We start from the raw sequence: 23,484 nt of genomic DNA on the forward strand, positions 1-23,484 counted from the left end.
GCTCTACGAGGGACGAATCAGGCTTCCATCAACTTGATGTAATCAAGTAGCGCTGCTTCCATGTCGGTCTCCCGCAGTGAATGATTGGGGCCTGGAATATAGCGGTCCGATGACACACCTCGTTGCTGGCGCTCGACGAACACGTAGTCCTGTTCGGCAACGGCACTGAACAGTGCTATGACGTCCTTCACCTCGTAATCCACGCCTTCCACAGCGTCCTCGTGAACGAACCACTGCAGAACGATTTCCGACGTGTCCACCGAGATCGGATGCACGATCATTTTCTGGCTGTAATCACAGAAGTGGGGGTGCGAGGACCACATCACCATGTCGGCCCACACGAAGCTGTCACCATCTGCCAGGTTTCCGAGGCGCTTCTTACAAACGCGCTCGCCGTCCATCGAGTACGTCTTCACGTCTTCCTTGAGACCGAATGAACTATCAACCCCGCAGGCAACGAGCTCGCCGTCGTCACCACGTTCGTAATAGAAATTCTCGAGATCGGCGACGACCGCGATATCCGGGTGGCCACTCGCACAGTGGTAACACTCGATATTGTTCTCCATCACGATTTTCCAGTTCGCCTTGGCGATATGGCGGTTCTCGTGAATCATCTTGACCCGTTCGGGCTCGATACTCGACAACTTTTCGTCGTTGATGGGGAACATGCCCCCGCCGCTCAATTGATCACGCAGGGACATCTCAGGCTCTTTGCCGAGCCACACGTAGATCGAACCGTAGAACACCTCGCAGTGAGCTTCTTGTAGCCCGAATTCCGGATAATCGAAGTCTTCACCATTCCGCATCGCCGGCGCTGCCAACAGTGACCCGTCGAGGCCGTATGACCAGCGATGGTACGGGCACACGAATGCTTTGGCTTTTCCCGTCGACAGTTCGTCGCAGATCTGAGACCCGCGGTGCCGACACACATTGAAATAAGCGCGTACCGCGCCGTTGCGGTCGCGTGTCACGATGAGGCTTTCGAGCGCAGCGCGCACAGTCACATAATCACCCGGTTCACGGACCTGGCTGACGTGCGCTACGTAAAGCCACTTCCTCTTGAAGACCTTCTCCTTCTCCTGTTCGAAGATCTGCGGAGAGGTGTAGTACTCGCCCGGGAGGCTCGTGAAGTAGTTGGGATGGCGTACGACAACAGACAAGGGTCTCTCCTCTACCACGCAATATGGATTGCATTGTGCATTCTTCCACTGTACGCGACTTGCTTGTTGGCGTACATACAGAGCGGAGAAAATCTTCGCGACCAGCTCAGGAGCTACCGGATCGACCGACCCCATCGACAGCAGAATCAAGTCGTGTCTGACTTGACGTCCTACACAGGTTCGCGATCGAGCGCTCGTCGTGAGTTGACGACCTGCGTGTCACCGTCAGTGAAGACAGGCCCTGTGCCGCTCTGCATCGCAACGTCCGACGACGCCTTCTGCCACTGGCCGAACGAATCGATGAGCCGATCGCCGAGCGACTGGATGTGAGACTGCATAATCAGCGAAGCCCGGCGTGGCTCGCGTGCTTGTATCGCGTCTACCAGAGCCCGATGTTCGGCACGTGTGATGTTCATGTCGGGCGCGACATCGTCGTCCGTGGCTGCAGCCAAGCGCAGATACACATCGGCGGCGTCTCTGAACTGAGCGATGACCTCGCACAGCCGCGGCATTTTCGCACTCTCGTACATCCGGGCATGGAAGTCCCGATTGAGTTGGAAATATTTCAATGGATCATCGACGTCATCCATTGTATCGAGTAAGAGCTCTAGATCTGCAATGTCACGGTCCCCCGCTTGCCGTGCGGCCTCTTCGACAGCTAAGCACTCTAGGCGGGTGCGAATCTTGAAGTTCTCCCGAAGATCCTGCAATCTGATGGACAACACCATCGCGCCGCGGTAGGCATCGAGGACGACCAGGCCTTCACGTTCGAGGACCGTGAGCGCCTCCCGAACTGGGGTTGTACTCACTCCCAATCGCTTGGCGAGCTCCACCTGACGAATCCGGCTTCCCGCCGGCATGACGCCTGACAAGATGTCATCGCGCAGACGCTGGATGACTATCTGGGTCCTGGTCTGAGGTTGGATCCTGTCATCTCGCGCCATGCTCATACCGTTCTTTCAATCCGCGCAGCCCACGCGGCGGGAAGTGGTTTGCGGTTCGATAAGGCACGATGCAATCATACCAGATCGGGCATTCGCTAATCGAAGTAGCGGGCGAAACTCACCCGTCGGATAGTTGACGCTCACAAACCGCAGGTGGAACCGTCCGTATCGAGTCGTGCGGCAACCAGATCGTTTGATGGCGGTCTCGAGAAGCGCCCCCCGGCCAGGTTCCGATACTGCACAATATCTCGTGCAGCGCACGCCGCGCCGGTCATGAGGGGACGGCGAGATGCCGTGGTTCGGGCCCGGACGACTCATGCTCACGCACACCGCTGAGGACGATGTCGTCGATCGGCCCTGACCCGAAGGATCATGTATGACAAACCGCATTACAGTCGGAGGCCTCGAAGTAGCGACGGTACTCCACGACTTCGTCGAACAGGAAGCACTATCCGGGACAGGATTGGATGCGTCCGAGTTCTGGACAGGTGTCGAGTCCCTCATCAAGGATCTGAAGACCACCAACGCGGAACTTCTGGCTACTCGCGATGAACTACAGGACAAGCTGGACTCCTGGCACCGAGAGAACCCGGGTCCGGGCTACGACAAACTGGCCTACACGAGATACCTGGCCGAGATCGGTTACTTGTCGGACCCGCCATCCGATTTCCAGATTTCGACGTCGGGCGTGGACACCGAGATTGCCTCCGTCGCCGGACCACAGTTGGTCGTGCCCGTACTCAATGAGCGCTTCGCTATCAATGCCGCCAATGCCCGTTGGGGGTCTCTCTACGACGCTCTGTACGGTACCGACGCCATCTCTGACCAGCCGGATTCCGGCGTTTCAGGTTACGACGAGAATCGCGGTGCCGGAGTCGTGGCATACGCAAGAAGCTTCTTGGACGAGATAGCGCCGCTGTCCGCGGGGTCACACGCTCACAGCACCGGTTACACCGTGAGCCAAGGGCTTCTGAATGTGCGCCTAGGGGACGGCTCATCCGTCTCGTTGCAAGACCCATCGCAGCTCGTCGGGTATCAGGGCGCCGAAAGCTCACCATCAGTAATTCTTCTGCTGCACAACGGATTGCATGTCGAGGTACGTATCGATTCAACCACCGTCATCGGCAGCAAGGACGCGGCGGGCGTTAGCGATCTGGTTCTCGAATCAGCACTGACCACCATCATGGACTTCGAGGATTCGGTCGTCGCAGTGGATGCCGATGACAAAGTTGCGGGCTACCGCAATTGGCTCGGGCTCATGCGCGGCGATCTCACCGCGGAAATCGACAAGAACGGGCGAACGTATGTACGTGCACTCCACCCAGATCGGATCTACTCCTCAGTACACGGTCACGAGCTGACCCTGCACGGCCGCTCTCTACTGTTGGTTCGTAACGTCGGACACCTCATGACCTCGGACGCTATCGTGGACAGCGACGGAGACGAAGTTCCGGAAGGGATCTTGGACGCCGTCATCACCTCTCTTGCCGGAATGCACTCGCTCCTCCCCTCGAACAGCATGTTGAAAAATAGTCGCACCGATTCCATCTACATCGTCAAACCCAAGCTGCACGGGCCGGACGAAGCCGCTTTCGCAGTCGAGACGCTGCAGCGGGTCGAGAACATCCTGGGATTGAAGCCCAACACGATCAAACTCGGCATCATGGACGAAGAGCGCCGAACATCAGTCAACCTGAAACAGGTGATTCATGTCGCTCGGGAACGTCTTGTCTTCATCAATACCGGATTTCTCGATAGGACCGGAGACGAGATTCACACGTCCATGGAGGCAGGTCCGATGGTCCCGAAGGGGTCCATGAAGGCCCAGGAGTGGATGCAAGCATACGAGAACTCGAACGTAGATGTCGGCCTTGCAGCCGGCTTGAGTGGAAAAGCGCAGATCGGCAAAGGGATGTGGGCTATGCCCGATCTGATGAAGGACATGCTGGATCAGAAGATCGCACACCCGATGGCAGGTGCAACCACGGCCTGGGTCCCGTCGCCGACCGCAGCAACTCTACACTCTCTGCATTATCACAAAGTCGACGTATTCGCTCGTCAAACTGAAATCGTGCAATCACGGCATTCCACTTTCGAACAGATCCTGGAGATACCGCTTACACCGTCGACCGCATGGCCCGATGAACAGATCGCACTCGAGCTGGACAACAACAGCCAATCGATTCTCGGTTACGTCGTGCGCTGGGTCTATTTCGGAATCGGGTGCTCCAAAGTGCCCGATATTCACGATGTGGGGTTGATGGAAGATCGCGCGACACTCCGCATATCCAGCCAATCCATCGCGAACTGGTTGCACCATGGCATTGTCACAGCTGCGCAGGTCCGTCAGTCGCTGGAGCGGATGGCTTCGGTGGTCGACCGGCAGAACTCGACCGATCCCGCATACCGTGCCATGGCTGAAAGTTTGGAAGACAACATCGCCTTCCAGGCCGCCTGCGAGCTCATCTTCTCTGGCACCAGCCAGCCCAACGGCTACACAGAACCGGTCCTACATCGACGCCGACGCGAATACAAAGCAGCGTTCCACCGAAGCGGATACTGATCCGGCCGTCTGGTCGATCGCCAGGTTGAGCTGAACCACGAAAATCCTCACTCGGTGTACCACAAGGGCCACCGAGTGAGGATCTCCGTTGATGTCAGTTACCGAGGAGTGGCGATCCGGTTCAGGCTTCTCGCTCTGAGAAAGACCCGTCGGCCTGCAGCCGAGTCAACGTATCGGTCAACGCAGCGACGATGCGATCGATCTGCTCGTCGTTGATAACGAGTGGCGGCGTGACACTCAGAATCGGGCCACCGACCCTCACCAGCACGCCGTGATCACGACGCATCAAGTCGTCCACCCCCTCGCCGTACGGCAGCATCAAGGGTTCACGAGTTATTTTGCTCTTCACCAGTTCGATCGCGATCATCAGTCCACGGCCGCGAATATCGCCCACAACCGGTAGTTCACGCAGAGGAGCCAGCTTCTCGAGAAGGAGTTCGCCGGCCCTCTTTGCCTTGGCCGGCAGATCCTCTCTCTCGATGATTTCGATGTTCTTGAGTGCAACTGCGCACGACACCGGATTACCGAAGTACGTGAAGCCGTGGATGAATCCCTCGGCGCTTGCAGCAGCGCTTCCGACCGCCTCGGTCATCAACACCGCACCGAGAGGCGAGTAGCCACTCGTTATCCCCTTGGCGAGAACCAGGATATCCGGTTCCATGCCCAGATCATCCGACGTGAACCATGTGCCCGTTCGACCGAACGCTGTGACGACCTCGTCGGCAATCAGCAAGATGCCGTGCCGCTTGAGCACAGCACAGACTCTCGGCCAATAGTCGGTGGGCGCGAACATCACGCCACCCGCCATGGTGATCGGTTCTCCGATCATTGCTGCGATGTTTTCTGCGCCGATGCGCGCGATAGTCGACTCGAGCTCGTCGATCAAGTAGTCTGTCGGATCTTGATCACCGTAGAGTTCGGTGTGGTACCGGTCTGCTTGGGTCAGTCTCTCGACGTTGGGCAGCAAGGGACCGATTCCATTGTGAGCGGGAAGTATTCCGGACAACGTGCCACTACCGTAACCGGCGCCGTGATAAGCCCAGCTCCGCGAAAGAATCCAAGTTCGCTCCGGCGCGCCGTTACGTGCGTGGTACAGACGAGCGAGTTTGATGGAGGTTTCGTTCGCTTCCGAGCCACCGCTCGTGAAGAAAACTTTCTTCATGTTTCCTGGAGCAATTTCAGTAAGCTTTTCGGCAAGACTGAGCACTTTGTCATTCGAAAAATCAAAAAAACTGGTGAAGAATTCCAGCTCGCGCATCTGGTCGGCGGCGACGTCTGCGATCTCTCCACGCCCGTGGCCGACTTGCGAGACACAGAGTCCACCGCTCGTCGCATCGAGATACTCGGTCCCGTCTGCGTCCCACACGCGGCAGCCCTCTCCTCGGACCATCACGTAGCGATCCTTGACTGAGCTGTGGAGATTCGGGTGGATCAGTAGATCGCGGTCGACCTGGGCCAACTCGCTGAGACTGCGAACCACGGCTGCACTGGTCACAACTGCACCTTCCTGCTGAGTGGAGGACGCGCACCACTGCACGCCCGCGAGGTCGAGAACCGGAGGCGCCGCCTGGAGCATCGAAAGTACGACGCAAGCATCGTCGCCGCCTCGACCTGCGGCTACCTCGGAAATTATATTCTGCATCATCTTGCGCTGGCCCGCAAGGTGCACCACCACGCATGCGCCGGCAATGCCGAATCAGTCAACGCCACGAGCAGGCCAGGAGAAGCGTGAGGTCACGACCTCTGAGTCACGGCACGACAAGGAGCCCGGTAGGACGGGTCGGACGATCGTCCGAAATCACGCGGTCGCGAACCTTCACGTTTCGATGCCGAACAAGTATTTGAAGTAGTCATTGAGAAATACACCTTCTGGGTCGAAGGACTTTCGGATGGTCAAGAATGAGTCGAGCATGGGAAACGATTGGCGAATCTGGTCGGGGGTCGAGAAATGTTGTTTTCCCCAGTGCGGCCGAACATCCCACTGCCGCAAACATTCGTCGACAGCTGGGAGAAAAGTTCGCCTGTCTGGCTTCGAACTGACCGACAGAGAGACGGTGTCTCGGCGATACTGAGCGGACAAGAATGCTTCGTCCGCTTTCTGCCATCGAACCTGTACCGGCGACATTTCGTCCGGGAAGGATTCTTGCATCAAGCTTCGCAGCGCCAGAAACGCCGCGCGCGAGTCACGGCGATCCACCATGTACTCCAACTCCAGCAGGTCCGAGACCCCATCGTCGGGTATATCCGGGTAGACAAGGTAGGCGCGGCCGTCTCGATTGCCCGCCATACCAGTGAGCGGAAGTGTCTGAGGAGCACCTGTTACGACTGGGCTTGGCCGGAGGATCTTGACGAGGGATTCGTCAGCTTGCAGAGTCGGGAGGCCGTACAAATTCGAGGAACCGCCGGACGGTGCCCACAACAATGAGAAATGCCGATGCCGATCCGGTTCGTCGTCCCAGAGTTCGAGCACCTCTGGAAGCGTCGACACAGTGAGAGATTCCTGCAGATTGTAGGCAGGGGCGACCTTGATCGTCATCTCGGTGACGACACCCATCAGCCCCAGGGAAACCTGCGCGGCGGACAGTAGATCACGATCCGACTCATCGATAACGGCCAGCTCACCGGTGCCTGTGACGAGTCGAAGGCCGCACACCGTTGCGGACATGTTCGTCAAGGATGTTCCCGACCCCTTGGTTCCGGTAGCAGTAGCACCGCCAATCGTCTGACTGTCCGTGTCGCCTTGGTTGTCGAGAGACAGACCCGCTTCCCACATCGATTCACCGATGTGCGAGATTCGCGTCCCACCTTTTATCACTGCCGTGCCCGTGGCGACATCGGTTCTGATTATTCCAGATAGCTGAGATAAATCGAGCAGGACACCATCCGTCTGCACGATCGGTGTATTCGAATGTCCGGAGCCTGATACTCGTACCGCAGATCCGGAGGCTCGAGCCCCTGCGACGATCTGAGCTACATCGAGTTCGCTATGGGGAATGAAGAAAGAGGATGGGACGAAGGTCTGATTGCCCTGCCAGTTCGTCCAGCGAGCAGCCGAGTCACGCATTGCCGAGACCATGAGAACCTCCTCTTCCGTGTCCGACGCGGCGTAGACAACATTACTAGATATTATGCACTATCCGACTGGACCGGGTAAGTTTTGGCGTGAACCGCGTCTTGATCGCCACTGGACGCATCACAGTGGCACGGAGACTCCAACTCCCGGGGGTCCGAAGATCTTTGCCGGCGGCGTTTCGCTACAGCCCTACTCTTCGATCACGGCACGGCTCGGAGTCAGTCGACCGTTACGCTCGGGTTTCCTGCGGCTGCTAGCGCCCGCGCGATTCCTCGCGCCGCGACATCCGCGGCGGCAGAGAGCCGTGCACGCTCACGAACCAGAGACGGCACGACCACCCCAAGAGCTGCGACCACGGATGCATCGGGACCATAGATCGGTACCGCCAGCGAGCACGCACCCAAGGTCATCTCCTCGGATGTGGTGGCGAAGCCGTCGCGACGGATACGGATCATCTGGGCGACGAGTAGCGCTGGGGTCGTTATCGTATGCCTCGTATGCCTCGTCAACGAAGTGAGGACGTCCTGTTGGACCAAGTCCGGGGCCCAAGCCAACAAGACCTTGCCCACGCCGGTGCAATGTAGCGGCAGCCGTCCGCCGACCTTACTCACCGCAGGAACCGCTCTACTCCCCGCGAGTCGCTCTATGTACATTGCCTCAGTACCGTCACGTACCGCCAGATGCACTGTGGCTCTCGTGGCCGCTTGTAGGTCTTGAAGGTGCGGTGCCGTCAAGTCACGAAGGTCTGTTTGTACCGGCGCGAGCAAGCCGAGCATCCACAGTTTGCGTCCGATCACATACGTTCTGGTGTCACCACGTTGCAACGCGCCGCCGTCCACCAGCTGGCGGACCAAACGCAGAACGGTGGGCGTAGGCAGCTGCGCACGCGTCGCGATCTGACTCAGTGTCAACTGTCGGTGATCCTCATCGAAGGCACCGAGTACAGCCAGCGTGCGCGATACCACCGACGCACCCCGTGGCGATCCACCAGACATTCACACCCCTCTATTCGAATGAAGCGACATGTCGGCTGCGAATGATCGTGAGCGAGGTCCGGTTGCCCGGTTTTCGCTCAGTGAACATGACTCTCTGCGCTTTACCTCGTGCCGTCAAGCCCTGGAAGTGCAGAACAGTCGGAATGACGGGGTTCGGAACACCTCAGCGTCAGTTGTTCGTGCAACCGATCAGACACAGAACATCGACCCCCAGCAGCGACCGTGCTCACGTCCTGCCATTGACCAATCGATCACATCGACCCGGCCGTTCGATCAGGTGTGGTTCTGACATGGCCGTGGCACCGTCGGGATGTCGGACCAGATTCATGATAGGAAAATATGACAACACCCGCAGGACGGACAGACACACGATTCAGTGATGGCCGTCGCATCGTTCTCAGCGAGAACCAACAGCTGCTGAATTCAGTGGACACGGATACGTGGGACAACGCGGGATACCTCATCACGTCAGCAAGATCCGTTTTCGTGATCGGTAGCGGACGCAGCGGACTCGCTGCCCAGATGGTCGCAATGAGGTTGATGCATCTCGGCTTGCGTGTCCATGTCGCCGGCGAGGTCACCGCTCCTGCGATCAGAGCCGGCGATCTGTTGATCGCTGTATCGGGTTCGGGTACGACCGATTCTGTCGTCTCCGCCGCGAAAACCGCAAAGAAGGTTTCCGCTTCGGTGCTTGCCGTTACGACAACAATCGGGACGCCGCTCACCCAGCACTCCGACAACGTCCTCATCATTCCTGCAGCCGATAAGCAGGACCACAGCGCCGACGTCACCCGTCAATATGCGGGCAGTCTTTTCGAGCAAGCGACACTTCTAGCTTTCGACTCATTGTTTCAGGCGCTGTGGAGTTACCGGGATGAAACTGCAGAACGTCTATGGGAACGTCATGCAAATATCGGATAACACACCACTTCACTCATTCGAAGGAATCGAACACATGACCAAACTGCAGGTTGCAGTAGATTTACTAACCACTGCTGATGCCCTTGCGCTGACGAACAAAGTCGCGCCTTACGTCGACATCATCGAGCTCGGAACCCCGCTCATCAAGAGCGCGGGAATCACGGTTGTCAGTGCGATCAAAGCCGCGCACCCTGACAAGGAAGTTTTCGCGGACCTCAAGACTGCAGACGCCGGTTACCTGGAGGCCGACCTCGCGTTCGGCGCGGGCGCTGATCTGGTCACGGTGCTGGGTTCCGCCGGGGACGCCACGATCGCCGGTGCGGTCGAGGCAGGTCGGAAACACGGCAAGAGGGTCGTCGCAGATCTGATCGGCGTCGGGAATCGCGTGGAACGCGCGCGCGAGGTCGTCAAGCTGGGGGTCGCATTCGTTGAGATTCATGCCGGTCTCGACGAGCAGGCGCAACCCGGATACTCGATTCAGTCTCTTTTGGACGATGGCATGGTCGCGGGTGTGCCGTTCTCAGTCGCCGGCGGCGTCAAAGTCGACACAATCGCCGCGGTACGTGACGCGGGTGCTGACGTCGCAGTGGCTGGCAGTGCAATTTACGGCGCAATCGATCCCGGGACTGCGGCGAAAACACTGATGGAAATCCTGCGCCGTCAGGACTGACCACGTCACCGTGAGCACCACTGACTGCCACGTTGGTTTGAACCGCGCCTGTCGCTCGATGTCAAGGAATGCAACGATTTGGTGAAGCAACCATCTACGCGGGCCTCGACATCGAGGTTCAGTGCGCGACGCTTTCGAGCGGGGATCACACCAGCCGCCGGGCAGTGATACCGGCAGCATGTGGCTGTGCCAAACGAACATAAGATGCGTCTGCTGAGAAGTCCGACACTGCCACCGAGGCGAGGTGCACGGATTCAGGCGTCCGAGGTTCCCTGCGCGCCGACAGAAACCGACGCGCAGGGACCGCACTTGTCAACAACGACGTGACGGCAGTAGAGCCTGGATGCTCGTGTTCTCCGGCGCAGCACCAACCCAGCTACGAGGGCGCTCATAAAGCGTCGATCTCACCTGAACAACACGATCCGTCGACGACGCCTCAGAGCGCAGCTCTGCCGGCATCTGCGACGGTCTGGTCCTGCTCTCCCGACCCTCCACTCACACCCAGACCGCCGACGATCAGTCCGTCCTTCTTGAGCGGAACACCGCCGGCAAAGATCGCTACCCTACCGTCATTGGTTGTGTGAATACCGAAGAACTGCTGCGTGGGCTGCGCGTTGGCCCCGAGGTCTTTGGTTTCTATGTCGAAAGCTCGCGACGTCCAAGCCTTCTTTATCGAAATATCGACGCTACCGATCCATGCGCCGTCCTGACGCACGTGTGCGACCAGATTCCCTCCGGCGTCTACCACGGCGATATTCATCGGTTGCCCGATTTCTTCAGCGCGCTTCTGGGCAACACTGATGACATTCTGCGCGTCCGCGAGAGTCAAGAACTTGGACATTTAATATCCTTTCGTTGTGGGGTGCTCGCTGGTACGCCGGGCGCACCTCTACCTGTTGGCACTGAGCGGCCAGCGCACTCATCATCTCGGACAATGGGCGCCGGTGAAATCCCGACAATGAACGGGTGCACCTGTTCGGACGGCCAGGCCAACCTATAGCAAAGCCAACCATCACCGCATGAGCAGACATCACGAGCCGCGATAACACGGCCACAAAACTTCGTTGTCCGCATGAAAATGGAACAACGTATGGACAGTTCTGAAGAATAGTCATGCCGACAGCCCGAAGCCGTGAATGTCTATGGGGTCGTGTGGCACCCCCGCGGCCGCGGGGGTGCCTGGAGCAGGCTGACGGGTCGTCCGGGATCTAGATCACTGCCACGGCCAACTCGTTCGTCCGGTTCGTGGAGTCAGCTGTCGCGTGCCCGTACCGAGTGTATGGCGGACATCTTCGGCGGCTGATCCGCAGTAGGGGTGGTGGTCCGGGCCCGTCGACGGACCGCGGCGGGGGAGACACCGCAAGTATTGGACTCACCCTGAACTTGACGCAGGCCCGCACCCCGCCCCCAAGGGTGGGGTTGTGGGCCTGCCTGTCGGTTGTCTGTTTTGGTCAGGACTGCTCGGGCGGCACCGTGGTGGGCTTGCCTGCGGCAACGTCGCGGAGCCACTGCGGCACCGGGTCCTTGTCGTACTCGAGCAGTTTGATCGAGGCTTCCGCGGCGGCGGCCCGAACCTTCATCGAGCGGCCACGGCGCACAGGGCGGCGTTCGGTGGTGGTCATCGCGGATCCTCCGTCTCGGTGTCGTGTCCATTGTCTCCTGTGTCGTCCGGTTCCGCCAGGTCGTCACTGGCGGCGTGCTGGGCGATCGCCTGCAGGGTGCGACGGTCGGTGGCGGCGATGAACGGGGTGGTCGCGACGGTACCGAACACCTTCCACCCCAGCGCGGCTTCGTCGTCGTTGTCGCTGACTGTGCGTTCGAGGCACCAGGTGATGCGTTGCCAGGACTGGGCGCGGTTGTCGGCGCGGGTACGTTGCAGGACGGTGAAGGCCACCCCGACGACGGCGAACACGCCGACGATCAGGGTTACCCACGTTTGGGCCGGCACTCGAGTCTTCCTTCCGGAGGGGGCGATCAGAGCTGTGTGCCAGGATCGGATGCGGCCCTAGAACAGTACCGACAGCAAGGATCGCACCGTGGCGAAGCACGTGATCACTCAGTTGACCGACGACATCGACGGTACCGCTATCGACGACGAAGCCGGGGAGTCGATCGAGTTCTCCGTCAACGGCGTCGACTACGCCATCGATCTCAAAGCCAAGAATGCCAGCGAGTTCCACCGCAAACTCGACTACTACATCAGTCACGCCGAACGGGTCGGCGGGCGCAAGAAAGGCCCCCGGAAAGCTGCCGGCAAGGCAGTGTTCGCGGCTCCGACCACGCGGGATCGGGAACAGACCCGCGCCATCCGGGAGTGGGCCAACGCCAACGGCTACGCTGTCAGCGCCCGCGGACGCATCCCCGAGCACATCATCGAGGCGTTCAACGCCGCCCACTAAGACCCGAACACAAACCGCTGAGACCCGAACACGGAAGCGGCAGACCGACAACGGCAACGCTCGCCGACTCTGTCGGTCCCGACCACCGCGACCCGCGCAGCCTTTTGTCGTTCACATGCCCTCGAGCAGCGCGAGCGTGCGCCGCAGGAGCTCCTCCGCGCGGTCCTCGACGTCATCAAACACCCCGGACACGTCTGCGAGCGCGGTGTGCGCCGCGCGGCGTGCCGCGACACCGGCCGCGTGGGTATCGGCGAGGTGGGCGTCGAAAGCATTCTCGACCCGCACCGCAGGCACGAACACGGTATCCGCGCCACCTGCCTGGTGGACGGGTGATCGGCCGCGGCCAGGACGAGAAGGGCTTGTTCGGTGTTGCGGGGCGGTGCCAGCCAGGTGCGCGGACAGCACCTGCGCCACCGCCGCCGGGGTCATCGCGGCCGGAGGTAGAGGCACTGCGCCCCACCGGTCGATCGGCACCACCACCGGGCCGAGAAGCGCTTCATCATCTGCCTCGTCGCGGTCGGGGAACGCACCGGTGGCGATGCACTGCTGCAGTACTCGCGTCGACGGGTGCCGCTCAACCACCTGCAGAACCTGTTCCCAGTTCCGCCACACCGACCGGAACGGGATCGGAGCGGCACCGTGGCCGGGGTCCGTCAGGTGCAGGTGGTGGCGCCCAACGATATTCAGCCCGCCGTCGGTCACGGTGACGTCTCGACTGTCGAGCGCGGAGATGTCGGTGGGTCGCAGTCCGCCGGCGTACAGGGCGAGGATCACCGCGTCTCGGCGACCGAACAGGCCGTGCGCCCACCCGCAGGTGGGGAGGGCGGCGATGATCGGTGCCGCGACGACTCGGCGCTCGGCGACCCGGTCGACGCGGGATCGATGCAGCTGCAGACGAATCGCCGTCACGGTGCCCGGCGGCGAGTGCCCGGCGTCGCGGTGGGCGCGGTTGATCACCGCGACCCGCCGACGCAGCGCGTCTACGCCGGCGGGGTTCTCGTCGAGGAACTCGGAAAGCGTCATCGGTGATGCCGGGAGGGCGGGCTGTTCGGCTGCGGCGCACCAGTCGGTGAACAGTGCCCATTCGTAGCGGTACCCGCGCGGTACCGACTGATGGCCACCCATGCCTGTGAACGGTAGTCCCACACCCCGACACCCGATGTGGCACCGGAGAAGTCAGAAGATGGGCAGCTGCGCCGGGTCGACTCGTGTCCGGCGCCCACGCCGCGAGGTCCGTTGGGGCGGACGCCCGCAGGGTGGCCCACGCCCGGGCGGTCAAGGCCGGCGCGCGACCACTCTCCGAGCTTTCACCGTCCGGCTGGGTGTAACTCGACGTGAAAGCGTAAGGGGCACAGCGAGCACTCAGGGGAAGCACTTGATGTTGCTGCTGAGCAGTGTTGCCGGCTGATGAAGAGCTACGGCTAAGTGGTATCAGAGCAGCCGGGGGTTTCAGGCTGATGGACCAAGTTGGATCAGACAGGTGTTGTCGATGTCTGCAGTGGTGCTGAGCTGGGACAAGAGGCTTCGGCGGGTGTCGATCCTGGACCGGATGACGCCACGGCCTTGCTCGGGTCGTCACCGCACGCAGCGAGCAAACGCCCGGCCACAACCCGGACCTGTTCTCGAAGCTCGGCTGGTTCTTCGATGAACAGGTCGCGGCCGAGTCCGGCGAAGTACGGGGCTACCCAGTCGAGGCGCTCGGCGTTCAGGCGGACGCGGGTCCATGGTTCCGTGTTGTCGGACGCGGCCGGCTCCAATGTCGCCAGGTCAGAGCGTTATCGCCGCACCCCGACCCCGCTGCCAGCGCACACCCGAACAGGACGCGTCGACACCTGTTCGTTGTAGTGGCGATCGCAGCACCGCGGTAGCAGGCGGGATGAGTCAAAACATCGACAGTTGCGCCGGATCCGGTCGCGGCCGCCGCCGGCGCGGTGACACCGCCCCCGAGGTGCCGCGGTGGCGCCCCGGAGGGGGCGCAGCGGGGTCGACGACGCCGGCGCGGGCGGCGATCATCGCGCGGACAGCAGTGCGGTCGTCCGCCCGGACGGCGCTGGTGAGTGCGCCCGGGGCACCGAATCGGGTCCGCCAGGACGCCGAACCCGGTGTGGGCGCGCCCATCACCGAATCGGTCAACCGGTCGAGCAGCACATCGAGCCGGTCGTGCAGCACCCGCACCGCATCGTCGACCGCTGCACGGGGCACACCGGGCGCCGAGTCGCGGTGCTGGTCAACGGGTGTCGCCATGACCGTCACCGTACGCCGCCCACTCGCCGAGACAGCGGACCTCGCCTGCACCACGTCGGCGATTCGGGTGGATCTCGTCGGTTCCGTGTCGGCTGCACCGCTGTTCTGCAGACGCGGCGACGCGGTGGACGCGCGAGCACAGTGGCCGGCGGTGTTGTCCGACAGCACGATCGCACGCACGGTGTCGACGACGAGCTCGTGCGGCAGGGGCGGTCCGGCGAGGGTGCGAATGCGCATGGTCCTCATCGTGCCGCCGGGGTCCGACAGCGTCGACGCCTCAGCCTTTCGGACGCCTCAGCCTTCGATCGACGCGGGGCAGTGCCGTGACAGGTCAGGGACGGTCGGTCATGGACCAGGAGACCGGTGCCGTGGTGGCGTACGCGGCCTGGTTCCGGCCGTACGACTTCGCCGCGTACAGGGCTCGGTCGGCGGCGGCGGTCACCACGTCCAGCGCCGCACCGGTGTCCCGCGTGTTCTGCACGCCGGGAGCGACGGTGCAGCGCACCACCCCCACACTGACGGTCACACCGCCGGAGTTCCGCAGCGTGCGCAGGATCGTCGTCTCCACACCCGCCATGCCCGGGGCGAGCCCGAGAACCAGGAATTCCTCCCCACCGAGGCGCGCCACGAGCGCGTCCGGTGCGGCAGCGGCGCGGAGGGTCTGCGCGACGCCGACGAGCACGTCGTCGCCCATGGCGTGACCGAACTGGTCGTTGACGGACTTGAAGTGGTCGATGTCGACCAGACAGCCCGTCACCGGGACCCCGGACGTGCAGGCCGCGTCCAGCAGTGCGACCGCACCCGCGGTCAGTCCCCGCCGGTTCAGCAGCGACGTGAGCGGGTCCGTGTCGGCCTGCTCCTCGAGGCGCAGTGTCGCCGCCGCGACGGAGGACCGCAGCGACGCCATCAGCACTGTGGGCACCAGCACCACGGTGATCGCCGCGCCCACCGCGACGAGCTGTGCGGCACCGTCGGTCTCGTCGATGCACACCGCCACCGCCAACGCGCTCGCCGCCGTCGTCGTCAGCACCGTGATCGCCCGCGTGGACCCCGATGCGGCGATCGCTGGGACCACACCGAGCATCGCGCCGATCGCCGTCGTCGTGGCCGGGTCGGCGATCACCGACGCCGACAGAGCCATCCCCACCATGCACGTGGACCCCAACACCACGAATTGACGGTCGTCGAGCACACCCACTCGCACCGTCACGGCCACCGCGGCCACGCCGGACACGGTGACCACCGCCAGTACCCACAGCCAGTTCGGTCGTACCAGGGACGGCACGAGCAGCGCGACCACGAGCGCCGGCACTGCGCCCGACGCCGCATACATCAGGGCCAGCGACCGCACGTCGTACCTGCCTGCGACGAGAGCAGTACCGGCACCGGGTACGTGCCTGACCACGCGCGCTCCTTCCGGTCCGAAGTTCTCACTCGTTCACACCGTCGACCGGCGTCTCGGCGAGGCTGCGCTGCACGAAGGCTCGGCGGTGAAGAACGCGCCTGCGACCGTGACTATTCGGTGCCGTCCACCGCGGCGATTGCCCCGGGCCAGTCCGTCGACGACGCCACGCTGAAGGAGCTGCCTGACCTGAAACGGGATCGGCTGACCCGGGTCGGGGAGTTCATGCGCACCGAGTACGGCATCGCGGTGCAGTCGGCGCGCTCGCAGAGCGCCGCTTGCGGGTTGACCGACTCCCCGTCGGCCAACTCGCGTGGATGGTGGACAGGTTCACGGCATGGACGTGGCCGATCGCCGCGTTGCCGGAAGACGTGGTGGGGGTCGACCGGGTGCTCGATTACGTGTCGCTGAAATCAGAGCAAGACGTGCAGCGTCGGACTGATGTCGACCACGGGGGACATTTCGCCGCGATGGAGGAACCGGAAATCCTCGTCGAGGACCTTCGCATTCTTTCGTGACCGTTGGCACCGGCGGGAGCAGTGGCCTCGCGATGATCGACCCGATCGTTGCCGACGACGAGACGGTAGTCGGACCGCGAACATCTTTCGTCCGCGACCGCGGTACCGGTGCGCGGCTCTAGGGTGGGGAATCGTGGACTGGGAGTTCGACGCCGACGTGTTCCAGTGGCGCGGCCCCGCGCCGTTCTTCTTCGTGTCCACACCCCCGGAAGTCGACGACTTCCTCCACGCGCACCTCGGTGATCTGACCTACGGCTGGGGCGTCATCCCCGCCCGGGTCGGCACCGGCGCCAGCGAGGTGGCGACCTCGCTGATACCGAGACGCGGGGTATACCTGATACCGCTGGAAGTCGCTCTCCGACGCACCGAGAACATCGACGACGGTGACCGCGTCCACATTCGACTCCACGTCGGACCGTGAACAGCATCTGCAACCGCGGACGAACGCCGAGCACACACGCGGACCAGAACCGGCCCTCGGCCGGACAGTCAGCTCCACACTCGGTGAGCGGGCACCGCCGCGGCGACGGAGTATGTCGCGACGCCCCGGACATAGCGGCGTTCCCGCGGAATGGGACCGGCTACACCGACGGTGCGTCCGAGTGCGCCTTGGAAGAGCACGGGTGGTCACGGGTATCGGTGAGTGCGGCAGATGCTCGCCGCCACGGCGGAGACGGCGAGGTGACGGCGCACAGCACAGGCGGTGATCCGCGCATCTGCTGTATCGATGTCGACGTCGTCGACAGCCATCACGATGCCCGTGGCCATCGCCCGAGTACGTCGGCGGTCGAGGACGGACCGCACCCAGCGGGCCTGCTGACTGGGCAGGTCGTCGTCGCGCATTCGGCGGTGGTCGTTCGGCACCATGGAGCACACTCCTGACATCGCACCCTTCGCGGAGAAGAAGGGACACGACAGAGACCGGATGACAAGATCCGATCGGCAGGGGTTGTACCGAACACCGGCCACCCTACGCCTGACAGCTGTGACAAGGTGACCTTCACCAACGGGCGCGTGGCCGCCCGCGTAGTAGCAACGAGGGGAGGCTCCCATGCTCGACGACCCGGACACGCACACCGACACCGGGGACGCCTCCCGCTCGCTCGGGCACGCGATGGCGGAGATGGCCCGAGTGATCCAGGAAGACCACGACAGCGTCGACGAAACCCTCTCCGCGATCACCGCGCAGGCCGTGCACCTGATCCCCGGCGCCGACCACGCCGGCATCACCCTGGTGACGAAGAACCACAAGGTCGACTCCCGCGCCGCCACCGACGACCTTCCCCGCATCATCGACGAGCTGCAGGAACGGTGCCAGGAAGGACCGTGCCTGGACACGGTGTGGAAGCACCACAGCGTGCGCGTGGTCGACATGGCCAGCGAGGACCGGTGGCCGACCTTCTCCCCCGCCGCCGCGGACCAGGGGGTTCAGTCGATGCTGACCTTCCGCCTCTACACACACCGCGACCACCTCGGCGCACTGAATCTGTACTCCGACACCGCGCACGGGTTCGACGACACCGACGACGACGTCGGAATCATGCTCGCCACCCACGCCGCGATAGCCCTCGTCGCCGCCGAACGCGAAGAGAAACTCGAATCAGCGCTGGCCACCCGAGATGTCATCGGACAAGCCAAAGGCATCGTCATGGAACGCTACGACCTACGTGCCGATGCCGCGTTCGCGATGCTGGTGCGGCTGTCGCAGGAGTGGCACACACCGGTCACCGACCTCGCCGAGCGCATCGCACGACGCGACCAAGACTGACCGGAACTTCTGTTAACGCACCGTGATCCGATACATGAAAGTCGCGCTCACTGACGGTGGCAATTGCCCGTCCAGCGGCCCAAACTATCTGTAACGCGCCCGCGCGCGTTGGCCATCAATCGCAGGACGCAGTCACGATGCGGGTCGCGGCTGACCACCGCAGCACCACTCAGGAGAGGTCAGTGGCGGCGATTCCAGCCCGGAACGTAGCTGTCATTAACCCAAAGTTTGTTGAGGTTCGTACGCTAGTGGGTACCAATCCTGCTGCATGTTGGAATGCTTAAGCATGCTCCCGGGCTTCGACGTAACATAGCTGCGGTTTGCTTGCGGCGGCCCCGCGAATACGTCGGCGCACTTCTCGACCGTATACGCATCGTAGTCGATGCGTATACGGCTAACTTGACAGGCGCTGGTGGCGTCTCGTTATACACAGTAAACAGGCTGCCGATCCGTATACGGGACGGGCATCGCTCGCGAACCAGCTCTTCATGTCGCGCGACACCAATAGTTGGTTTCGTCAATCAGTGGTGACGTCATCGATAGACAACTACGGCCTGCCCGACCCTGCGGCTGAGCACACCGTGGTTGTCGTAAGGGAAAGAAACACTTTTTTGGAGGCTGATCAGTCCCGATGGTCGTTGCGTCATCATTGCAACGGCGGTGAAGTCGTCCAACCTACTTACATAATAGTCCACCGACTGCTCAGTCCTTACGCCCTGGTCGTCAATGACATAATCGCCGTTTTCGTCGAGAACGTCACGGGAATAGATTCGATGCATCAGCAGACGGCCCCCGATCAGTCCCGTGACCTGAACTTCGCCATCTTCAGTGCTACTGTCCGTTGATATTCTCCAATCTTGATATCCTGAACACCCTCGAACGGTATTGAACAGTTCGAGGTCCGTCAGTTTTCGATCAGCTTGAAGATATGTAGTCGCAGTAATGATCCAGTCGTACTCACCATGATCTTCAGAACTGATGTCGGGATCGTGGACGTCCCAGCTTGTGGCCCAGGAAGGCCGCTCGGCATCGATCGCCATTCCCCCGACGAACGGCACGTCGGGTATTTCATAGGTCGCGGGCGCACCCTCTCCTACACAAGTCCCAGGATAGGAGAATGCAGTACCGTCACCTCCGTCGGTCACAGAGTCGAGGGAAATTTTACACGATGCCGTCAGAAGCACCGACGCAATTACAACGAAAACCGTAGGGCTCTTATGAAACTTCATGTAAAACTCCGTCCAGGATTTGCGCGGCTTCTTAGAATGGACACAGAGTAACGGTTTCGGCTGTACAGACTCTGACTTCGTAGGTTTGCCCGTACTCGTCGGGAACGTAGATTGACATGACCCCGTTGTCGACTTTTGCCATCACAGTGTCCCCGGGTACCAGCTGAGGCGAGACAGTCCCTTGACTCCGCTTGAGCTCTCCTACTCGCAGAGTCACGTCTGCTCCCGATTGGTCCCAAGCGATGCTCCACTCACGCTCATTGCAACAACCAGAATTGAAGTTCAGTGTCCCTGTGTAGTTCGGGATCAAGGTAAGCCGCGCCCCTTTAGAGGTCCACGCTTTCGCGATATTCGTTGCATCCATTGGTTCGTCCGTAGGCACTTTGACGGGGTCGTCAAGGGGCCGCACTTCAGATTGAGATTCTTCGGCGGATACTAGGATCGCGATGGACTCAGCACCGAAAATCTCAGAGCCGAACAACCCGGATGCGATCGATCTCGCCGCACCGGTTGTCTGGCCAACGACAAGCTGGACACCACCGTTGAGCGCGTTCAGTACCACAATGACTGGTGCTGCGAGTATAGCGCCGACCTTCTTCTCAAGCACTTCGCTTACCGCGCCGGTGATGCAACCGAGGTGGGAGCTCACGTACTGGACGGGCTCGTTGTCTTTGAACGCGTTTGCTTCCCCCGACACGCAAGAGGCCGCGGTGGCGATCATGGCGGAGGTCGTCGCCCAATCGTTCATACCCAAGACCGATAACAGCTGAGTCACACCGAAGATTGTCGATAACACCAGCATTGGACCTGGGTCGACTTTTGCCTGAATAAGGTCGGGCATGGTTGGGTAGGTTAGCTCCAAACTGCCGCCGGGGATGAGGAAGTCCTCGCCGCTTGCGAATCGACTTACATCGTCAGCAATGTTGGACTCTATGTTCAACTCGCCGATCTCTGACTTCGTCGGTTCGGGATCGGACCGCACCGCCCAGGACACATTGTCTGCGGACGTGAGTCGGACGCCGGGGCTTCCATTCCGGTCGACCACGCAGGCGTAGATTTGTTCGCTCGACCGATCTGTGATTGTTCTACCCTGAACAACGAGCGCGCCTTCGGCGCGGTACCGCACCCCTGCGATCGTCACTTCGTCACCGAAACAATCCGGCTTGTCGCCTACGTTTAACCATTGTTGCACGCCTGTAAAAGCAGCATCGAACCACTTGCCCGGATCGAGACCGGCGACAACAATTCCTGAAAAGTGGTCTGTAACTACTGTGAATTGGTAGTGGTTGTCATCAAGCGATGTATGTTGCACAGGAAGGACGGCGATCGAGCCGTCCGCCGACTGACGTAAACCGACCAGTGTGTTGCGGTCCACGCTCTCTGGTGTGGCGGTCCGAGGCAGCGTGAAGGTGATTGTGACGGGCTGCGCCGGCTGTAGTCCCGCGTCGAATGTCAGTTTTATCCCGCCAGGAGACCAGCTCAAATATTCATCGAGAGTCTCGTTCATCAGTGCCGACGAAGAGTTAGCGAAGACCTCTAGGTTGAGGTGGGTGCCTGCGGGAGCTACGCCGGCGCTTCCGCTGATCGCGACACTGGTCTCTTTGACGGTTTCTTCAACTGAGAAGCCGCCCGCACCAACTTCAACGACACTTGTCACCGTCTCCAATGATTTCGCTTCCGAAGCGTCAGGGCTTGAGGAGCACGAGCTGACGATGAGGGCGAAAACGACCATGGCCGCGGACATACGCAGCGAAGCGTGCAGCCCCTTCTTCGATGCCATCGGAACTCCTGCACTCGGTGATAGTCTGTCTGCTGCCGTTATGAAGTTCAATCCCGCGTTACCAACGATCTTGCGAACGCGGGCTCATGCGCCGAGGCGCAGCCAGATGATGATGCACTGCGGAACACTAATATGGAATCATCCATACGGCTGACGCCACATGACGCACCGCCAGTCCCTCGACCGGAGGGCATCTCTTTCAAGTACCGATGCAAGGACCGGACGGCCTACTGGCTCTGTAGAAAGTGGCGCAGCGACTTGGCTCTCATCGTTGATGTCGCGCGAACGGCCCGACTGAGATCGGCACGGCGGGCCAGGCGACAGCGTTAGCGATGCATCTCGCGGGAAGCCGTTTCGCCTGGCGTCGCCGGGCCGGGCCGGTATCGGCCATGCTCTAGGCAGTTGACTTACCGCTTGAACAGTACGCCGCACACCTGACGGGGACATCCCCTCACCAAGCAACACAGTTGCACGATAGACAATACGTCCTCGGGTGGAGACCCCTCCCTCGCCACCATTTGGGGTCTTGTAAAAGAGCTGAAGGGGAAGCGCCACAGAAACAGCGACTGCAGCTAAAGCCCAATTTCGTTTACAGCGTTGCCGATCAGTGGTGCGTTTTCTCGTGCGTAGCGTTCGAGCATGGCGGGTGTGGTGTGTCCGGTTTGTCGCATGATGGCGTGGGCATCGGCTCCGTTGCGGAACGCCTGGGTGACGAACCCTGATCGGAGGGAGTGTCCGCCTAACTGGGCAGTGAGGGTGGGGTCGTAGCCGGCGCGTTCGCCGCGGCGGCGGATGGTTTTGTGTATCGCGGCGCCGGACAAGGGTGTGGTACCGAGGTTGCCGTTCTTGGCGATGGGTCGGAACAGCGGTGCGCGTGCGGCGGTGCGAGGCACTCCCCCGCGGCACACATGCTCGTCGAACGGGTCACGACCGCGGAGCAGTCGGATGACGGAGGGTCGGCCGCCTGTGTCGAACGCTGACACAACCTGCGCCCATCGCACGTACGCGCAGGGTGGGCAGGTGGTGTGCGAGTCGGTTGTCGGGAGTGCACGGACGACGCCGTGGCCTTCCTGGTCGGTCTTGGTCTTGCGCAGTCGAATGTGCAGGCCGTCCTCGCGGTGCAGGCTGACGTCGCGGCATTCGAGGTCGGCGAGTTCGGATCGGCGGAACGCTCCGGCGAATCCGAGGAGCAGCAGTACGCTGTCGCGGCGTTCGTACACATCGTCGGCCCATCCGTCGCATTGTGCGCGGGCGGTGTCGACAAGGTGCCGGATGTCCGACACGAGCAACGGTGCCCGCTGCGTACGTGGTCGATCGCCGGCGGACGCGTACTGTCGGCGGATTCCCGCGAGCGCAGCCGTCACGAGGTAGTGCTTCGTGGGCGAGGGGTGCCCGGTGGTCTGGTGAAAGTGGTTGATTGCTGATGCCCACGCCGACAGGGTGCTGGCGGCGTAGGCCCTCTCCCCTTCCGCGGTGACGGTGTCGGCGGCGTCGACGAGGTAGGCGGCGACGGTGACGGGGTGTGCCGGCAGTGCGACGTGCCCGTTGCGGGTGCACCAGTCGGTGAAGCGGCGCCACCCCGATCCGTAGGCACGGCGGGTGCCGGCCGATCGGGACGACTCCACCGCAGCGGCGATGCGTGCGGCCACCGCCGCGGGGATCTCCGGCGCTTTCGCGCCCTCCGAGGGACCCGGGACGGCCGTCAGAGGGGTCGCCGGGGCTGTTTCGGCTGGTCTGGAGTCCATATCCGCAGCGTAGACCCATCGTCCGACGTGGTTGCGGTCTAAAACTGTGCTGAACTGGCGGTTCGAGGTTTAT

23 protein-coding genes are annotated in these 23,484 nt (G+C 61.7%); 7 read left to right on the forward strand and 16 right to left on the reverse strand.

The window, feature by feature from the left end; all coding sequences use genetic code 11:
* Window positions 1–17: 17 nt before the first annotated feature.
* Together OG947_RS21960 and OG947_RS21965 are read right to left on the reverse strand one after the other, a co-directional pair.
* Entirely contained in the window at window positions 18–1,295 is a 1,278-nt protein-coding gene (locus tag OG947_RS21960) for an aromatic ring-hydroxylating oxygenase subunit alpha (RefSeq protein ID WP_328814252.1), read from the reverse strand.
* A gap of 35 nt (window positions 1,296–1,330) precedes the next feature.
* The gene (locus OG947_RS21965) at window positions 1,331–2,110 is read right to left on the reverse strand and encodes a GntR family transcriptional regulator (protein WP_328814253.1); all 780 of its coding nucleotides are present in this window, start codon (window positions 2,108–2,110) and stop codon (window positions 1,331–1,333) included.
* Between the two features lie 370 nt (window positions 2,111–2,480).
* Here OG947_RS21965 and OG947_RS21970 point away from each other — a divergent pair, with 370 nt between their 5' ends.
* The gene (locus tag OG947_RS21970; protein WP_328814254.1) at window positions 2,481–4,667 is read left to right on the forward strand and encodes a malate synthase G; all 2,187 of its coding nucleotides are present in this window, start codon (window positions 2,481–2,483) and stop codon (window positions 4,665–4,667) included.
* A 121-nt stretch (window positions 4,668–4,788) separates the two neighbouring features.
* On the opposite strand, the gene OG947_RS21975 is transcribed toward OG947_RS21970, so the two are convergent.
* The 3 genes from OG947_RS21975 to OG947_RS21985 form a co-directional block, all read right to left on the reverse strand.
* Window positions 4,789–6,162, reverse strand: a complete 1,374-nt coding sequence (locus OG947_RS21975) for an aminotransferase family protein (protein ID WP_328814255.1) — start codon at window positions 6,160–6,162, stop codon at window positions 4,789–4,791.
* Between the two features lie 321 nt (window positions 6,163–6,483).
* A complete protein-coding gene (locus OG947_RS21980) occupies window positions 6,484–7,743 on the reverse strand; it encodes a D-arabinono-1,4-lactone oxidase (RefSeq protein WP_328814256.1) in 1,260 nt (419 codons plus the stop codon).
* Between the two features lie 215 nt (window positions 7,744–7,958).
* Window positions 7,959–8,735, reverse strand: a complete 777-nt coding sequence (locus OG947_RS21985; RefSeq protein ID WP_328814257.1) for an IclR family transcriptional regulator — start codon at window positions 8,733–8,735, stop codon at window positions 7,959–7,961.
* A gap of 339 nt (window positions 8,736–9,074) precedes the next feature.
* Between OG947_RS21985 and hxlB the strand changes: the two genes are divergently transcribed.
* Window positions 9,075–9,656, forward strand: coding sequence for a 6-phospho-3-hexuloisomerase (gene hxlB, locus OG947_RS21990; RefSeq protein WP_328814258.1), 582 nt, complete (start codon window positions 9,075–9,077; stop codon window positions 9,654–9,656).
* Window positions 9,657–9,690: 34 nt separating this feature from the next.
* Entirely contained in the window at window positions 9,691–10,326 is a 636-nt protein-coding gene (gene hxlA, locus OG947_RS21995; RefSeq protein ID WP_328814259.1) for a 3-hexulose-6-phosphate synthase, read from the forward strand.
* Between the two features lie 436 nt (window positions 10,327–10,762).
* On the opposite strand, the gene OG947_RS22000 is transcribed toward hxlA, so the two are convergent.
* The 3 genes from OG947_RS22000 to OG947_RS22010 all read right to left on the reverse strand — a co-directional run bounded on the left by OG947_RS22000 (window position 10,763) and on the right by OG947_RS22010 (window position 12,274).
* The gene (locus OG947_RS22000; RefSeq protein ID WP_328814260.1) at window positions 10,763–11,167 is read right to left on the reverse strand and encodes a GlcG/HbpS family heme-binding protein; all 405 of its coding nucleotides are present in this window, start codon (window positions 11,165–11,167) and stop codon (window positions 10,763–10,765) included.
* A 610-nt stretch (window positions 11,168–11,777) separates the two neighbouring features.
* The gene (locus tag OG947_RS22005; RefSeq protein ID WP_328814261.1) at window positions 11,778–11,948 is read right to left on the reverse strand and encodes a hypothetical protein; all 171 of its coding nucleotides are present in this window, start codon (window positions 11,946–11,948) and stop codon (window positions 11,778–11,780) included.
* Window positions 11,945–12,274 (reverse strand): hypothetical protein, encoded by a 330-nt coding sequence (locus tag OG947_RS22010; protein WP_328814262.1) that lies wholly within the window; start codon window positions 12,272–12,274, stop codon window positions 11,945–11,947. The genes OG947_RS22005 and OG947_RS22010 overlap by 4 nt, the downstream gene beginning before the upstream one ends.
* A gap of 88 nt (window positions 12,275–12,362) precedes the next feature.
* On the opposite strand from OG947_RS22010, the gene OG947_RS22015 reads away from it, so the two are divergent.
* Complete coding sequence (locus OG947_RS22015; protein ID WP_328814263.1) at window positions 12,363–12,725, forward strand: histone-like nucleoid-structuring protein Lsr2; 363 nt, start codon at window positions 12,363–12,365, stop codon at window positions 12,723–12,725.
* Between the two features lie 111 nt (window positions 12,726–12,836).
* Here the strand turns inward: OG947_RS22015 and OG947_RS22020 are convergent, their stop codons facing one another.
* The 4 genes from OG947_RS22020 to OG947_RS22035 form a co-directional block, all read right to left on the reverse strand.
* Window positions 12,837–13,850, reverse strand: coding sequence for a hypothetical protein (locus tag OG947_RS22020; protein ID WP_328814264.1), 1,014 nt, complete (start codon window positions 13,848–13,850; stop codon window positions 12,837–12,839).
* 347 nt (window positions 13,851–14,197) lie between these two features.
* A complete protein-coding gene (locus OG947_RS22025; protein ID WP_328814265.1) occupies window positions 14,198–14,482 on the reverse strand; it encodes a WYL domain-containing protein in 285 nt (94 codons plus the stop codon).
* 124 nt (window positions 14,483–14,606) lie between these two features.
* Entirely contained in the window at window positions 14,607–15,206 is a 600-nt protein-coding gene (locus OG947_RS22030; RefSeq protein WP_328814266.1) for a hypothetical protein, read from the reverse strand.
* Between the two features lie 94 nt (window positions 15,207–15,300).
* A complete protein-coding gene (locus tag OG947_RS22035; RefSeq protein WP_328814267.1) occupies window positions 15,301–16,374 on the reverse strand; it encodes a GGDEF domain-containing protein in 1,074 nt (357 codons plus the stop codon).
* 314 nt (window positions 16,375–16,688) lie between these two features.
* Between OG947_RS22035 and OG947_RS22040 the strand changes: the two genes are divergently transcribed.
* Both OG947_RS22040 and OG947_RS22045 read left to right on the forward strand, forming a co-directional pair.
* Window positions 16,689–16,889 carry a hypothetical protein gene (locus OG947_RS22040; protein ID WP_328814268.1) on the forward strand — a complete coding sequence of 67 codons (201 nt, stop codon included), beginning with the start codon at window positions 16,689–16,691 and terminating at the stop codon, window positions 16,887–16,889.
* A 133-nt stretch (window positions 16,890–17,022) separates the two neighbouring features.
* Complete coding sequence (locus tag OG947_RS22045; RefSeq protein ID WP_328814269.1) at window positions 17,023–17,310, forward strand: DUF1905 domain-containing protein; 288 nt, start codon at window positions 17,023–17,025, stop codon at window positions 17,308–17,310.
* Between the two features lie 206 nt (window positions 17,311–17,516).
* On the opposite strand, the gene OG947_RS22050 is transcribed toward OG947_RS22045, so the two are convergent.
* The gene (locus tag OG947_RS22050) at window positions 17,517–17,756 is read right to left on the reverse strand and encodes a hypothetical protein (protein WP_328814270.1); all 240 of its coding nucleotides are present in this window, start codon (window positions 17,754–17,756) and stop codon (window positions 17,517–17,519) included.
* 184 nt (window positions 17,757–17,940) lie between these two features.
* Between OG947_RS22050 and OG947_RS22055 the strand changes: the two genes are divergently transcribed.
* Window positions 17,941–18,657, forward strand: a complete 717-nt coding sequence (locus tag OG947_RS22055; protein WP_328814272.1) for a GAF and ANTAR domain-containing protein — start codon at window positions 17,941–17,943, stop codon at window positions 18,655–18,657.
* A gap of 533 nt (window positions 18,658–19,190) precedes the next feature.
* Here the strand turns inward: OG947_RS22055 and OG947_RS22060 are convergent.
* The 3 genes from OG947_RS22060 to OG947_RS22070 form a co-directional block, all read right to left on the reverse strand.
* Window positions 19,191–19,886 (reverse strand): hypothetical protein, encoded by a 696-nt coding sequence (locus OG947_RS22060; protein WP_328814273.1) that lies wholly within the window; start codon window positions 19,884–19,886, stop codon window positions 19,191–19,193.
* A gap of 31 nt (window positions 19,887–19,917) precedes the next feature.
* Complete coding sequence (locus tag OG947_RS22065; protein WP_328814274.1) at window positions 19,918–21,666, reverse strand: hypothetical protein; 1,749 nt, start codon at window positions 21,664–21,666, stop codon at window positions 19,918–19,920.
* Window positions 21,667–22,238: 572 nt separating this feature from the next.
* Window positions 22,239–23,411 carry a site-specific integrase gene (locus tag OG947_RS22070; RefSeq protein ID WP_328814276.1) on the reverse strand — a complete coding sequence of 391 codons (1,173 nt, stop codon included), beginning with the start codon at window positions 23,409–23,411 and terminating at the stop codon, window positions 22,239–22,241.
* Window positions 23,412–23,484 lie beyond the last annotated feature (73 nt).

The organism is Rhodococcus sp. NBC_00297, assembly GCF_036173065.1.
In the GTDB taxonomy this organism is placed as follows: Bacteria; Actinomycetota; Actinomycetes; order Mycobacteriales; family Mycobacteriaceae; genus Rhodococcoides.

Excerpts from the sequence above, each read along its gene's own strand:
- OG947_RS21960 (WP_328814252.1), bottom strand. The coding sequence starts at position 1,295 with ATGGGGTCGGTCGATCCGGTAGCTCCTGAGCTGGTCGCGAAGATTTTC.
- OG947_RS22055 (WP_328814272.1), top strand. The coding sequence starts at position 17,941 with ATGCTCGACGACCCGGACACGCACACCGACACCGGGGACGCCTCCCGC.
- OG947_RS22005 (WP_328814261.1), bottom strand. The coding sequence starts at position 11,948 with ATGACCACCACCGAACGCCGCCCTGTGCGCCGTGGCCGCTCGATGAAG.
- hxlA (WP_328814259.1), top strand. The coding sequence starts at position 9,691 with ATGACCAAACTGCAGGTTGCAGTAGATTTACTAACCACTGCTGATGCC.
- OG947_RS22000 (WP_328814260.1), bottom strand. The coding sequence starts at position 11,167 with ATGTCCAAGTTCTTGACTCTCGCGGACGCGCAGAATGTCATCAGTGTT.
- hxlB (WP_328814258.1), top strand. The coding sequence starts at position 9,075 with ATGACAACACCCGCAGGACGGACAGACACACGATTCAGTGATGGCCGT.
- OG947_RS22020 (WP_328814264.1), bottom strand. The coding sequence starts at position 13,850 with ATGGGTGGCCATCAGTCGGTACCGCGCGGGTACCGCTACGAATGGGCA.
- OG947_RS22040 (WP_328814268.1), top strand. The coding sequence starts at position 16,689 with ATGGTGGACAGGTTCACGGCATGGACGTGGCCGATCGCCGCGTTGCCG.
- OG947_RS22060 (WP_328814273.1), bottom strand. The coding sequence starts at position 19,886 with ATGAAGTTTCATAAGAGCCCTACGGTTTTCGTTGTAATTGCGTCGGTG.
- OG947_RS22065 (WP_328814274.1), bottom strand. The coding sequence starts at position 21,666 with ATGGCATCGAAGAAGGGGCTGCACGCTTCGCTGCGTATGTCCGCGGCC.
- OG947_RS21985 (WP_328814257.1), bottom strand. The coding sequence starts at position 8,735 with ATGTCTGGTGGATCGCCACGGGGTGCGTCGGTGGTATCGCGCACGCTG.
- OG947_RS21965 (WP_328814253.1), bottom strand. The coding sequence starts at position 2,110 with ATGAGCATGGCGCGAGATGACAGGATCCAACCTCAGACCAGGACCCAG.
- OG947_RS22070 (WP_328814276.1), bottom strand. The coding sequence starts at position 23,411 with ATGGACTCCAGACCAGCCGAAACAGCCCCGGCGACCCCTCTGACGGCC.
- OG947_RS22050 (WP_328814270.1), bottom strand. The coding sequence starts at position 17,756 with ATGGTGCCGAACGACCACCGCCGAATGCGCGACGACGACCTGCCCAGT.
- OG947_RS22030 (WP_328814266.1), bottom strand. The coding sequence starts at position 15,206 with ATGCGCATTCGCACCCTCGCCGGACCGCCCCTGCCGCACGAGCTCGTC.
- OG947_RS21970 (WP_328814254.1), top strand. The coding sequence starts at position 2,481 with ATGACAAACCGCATTACAGTCGGAGGCCTCGAAGTAGCGACGGTACTC.
- OG947_RS21980 (WP_328814256.1), bottom strand. The coding sequence starts at position 7,743 with ATGGTCTCGGCAATGCGTGACTCGGCTGCTCGCTGGACGAACTGGCAG.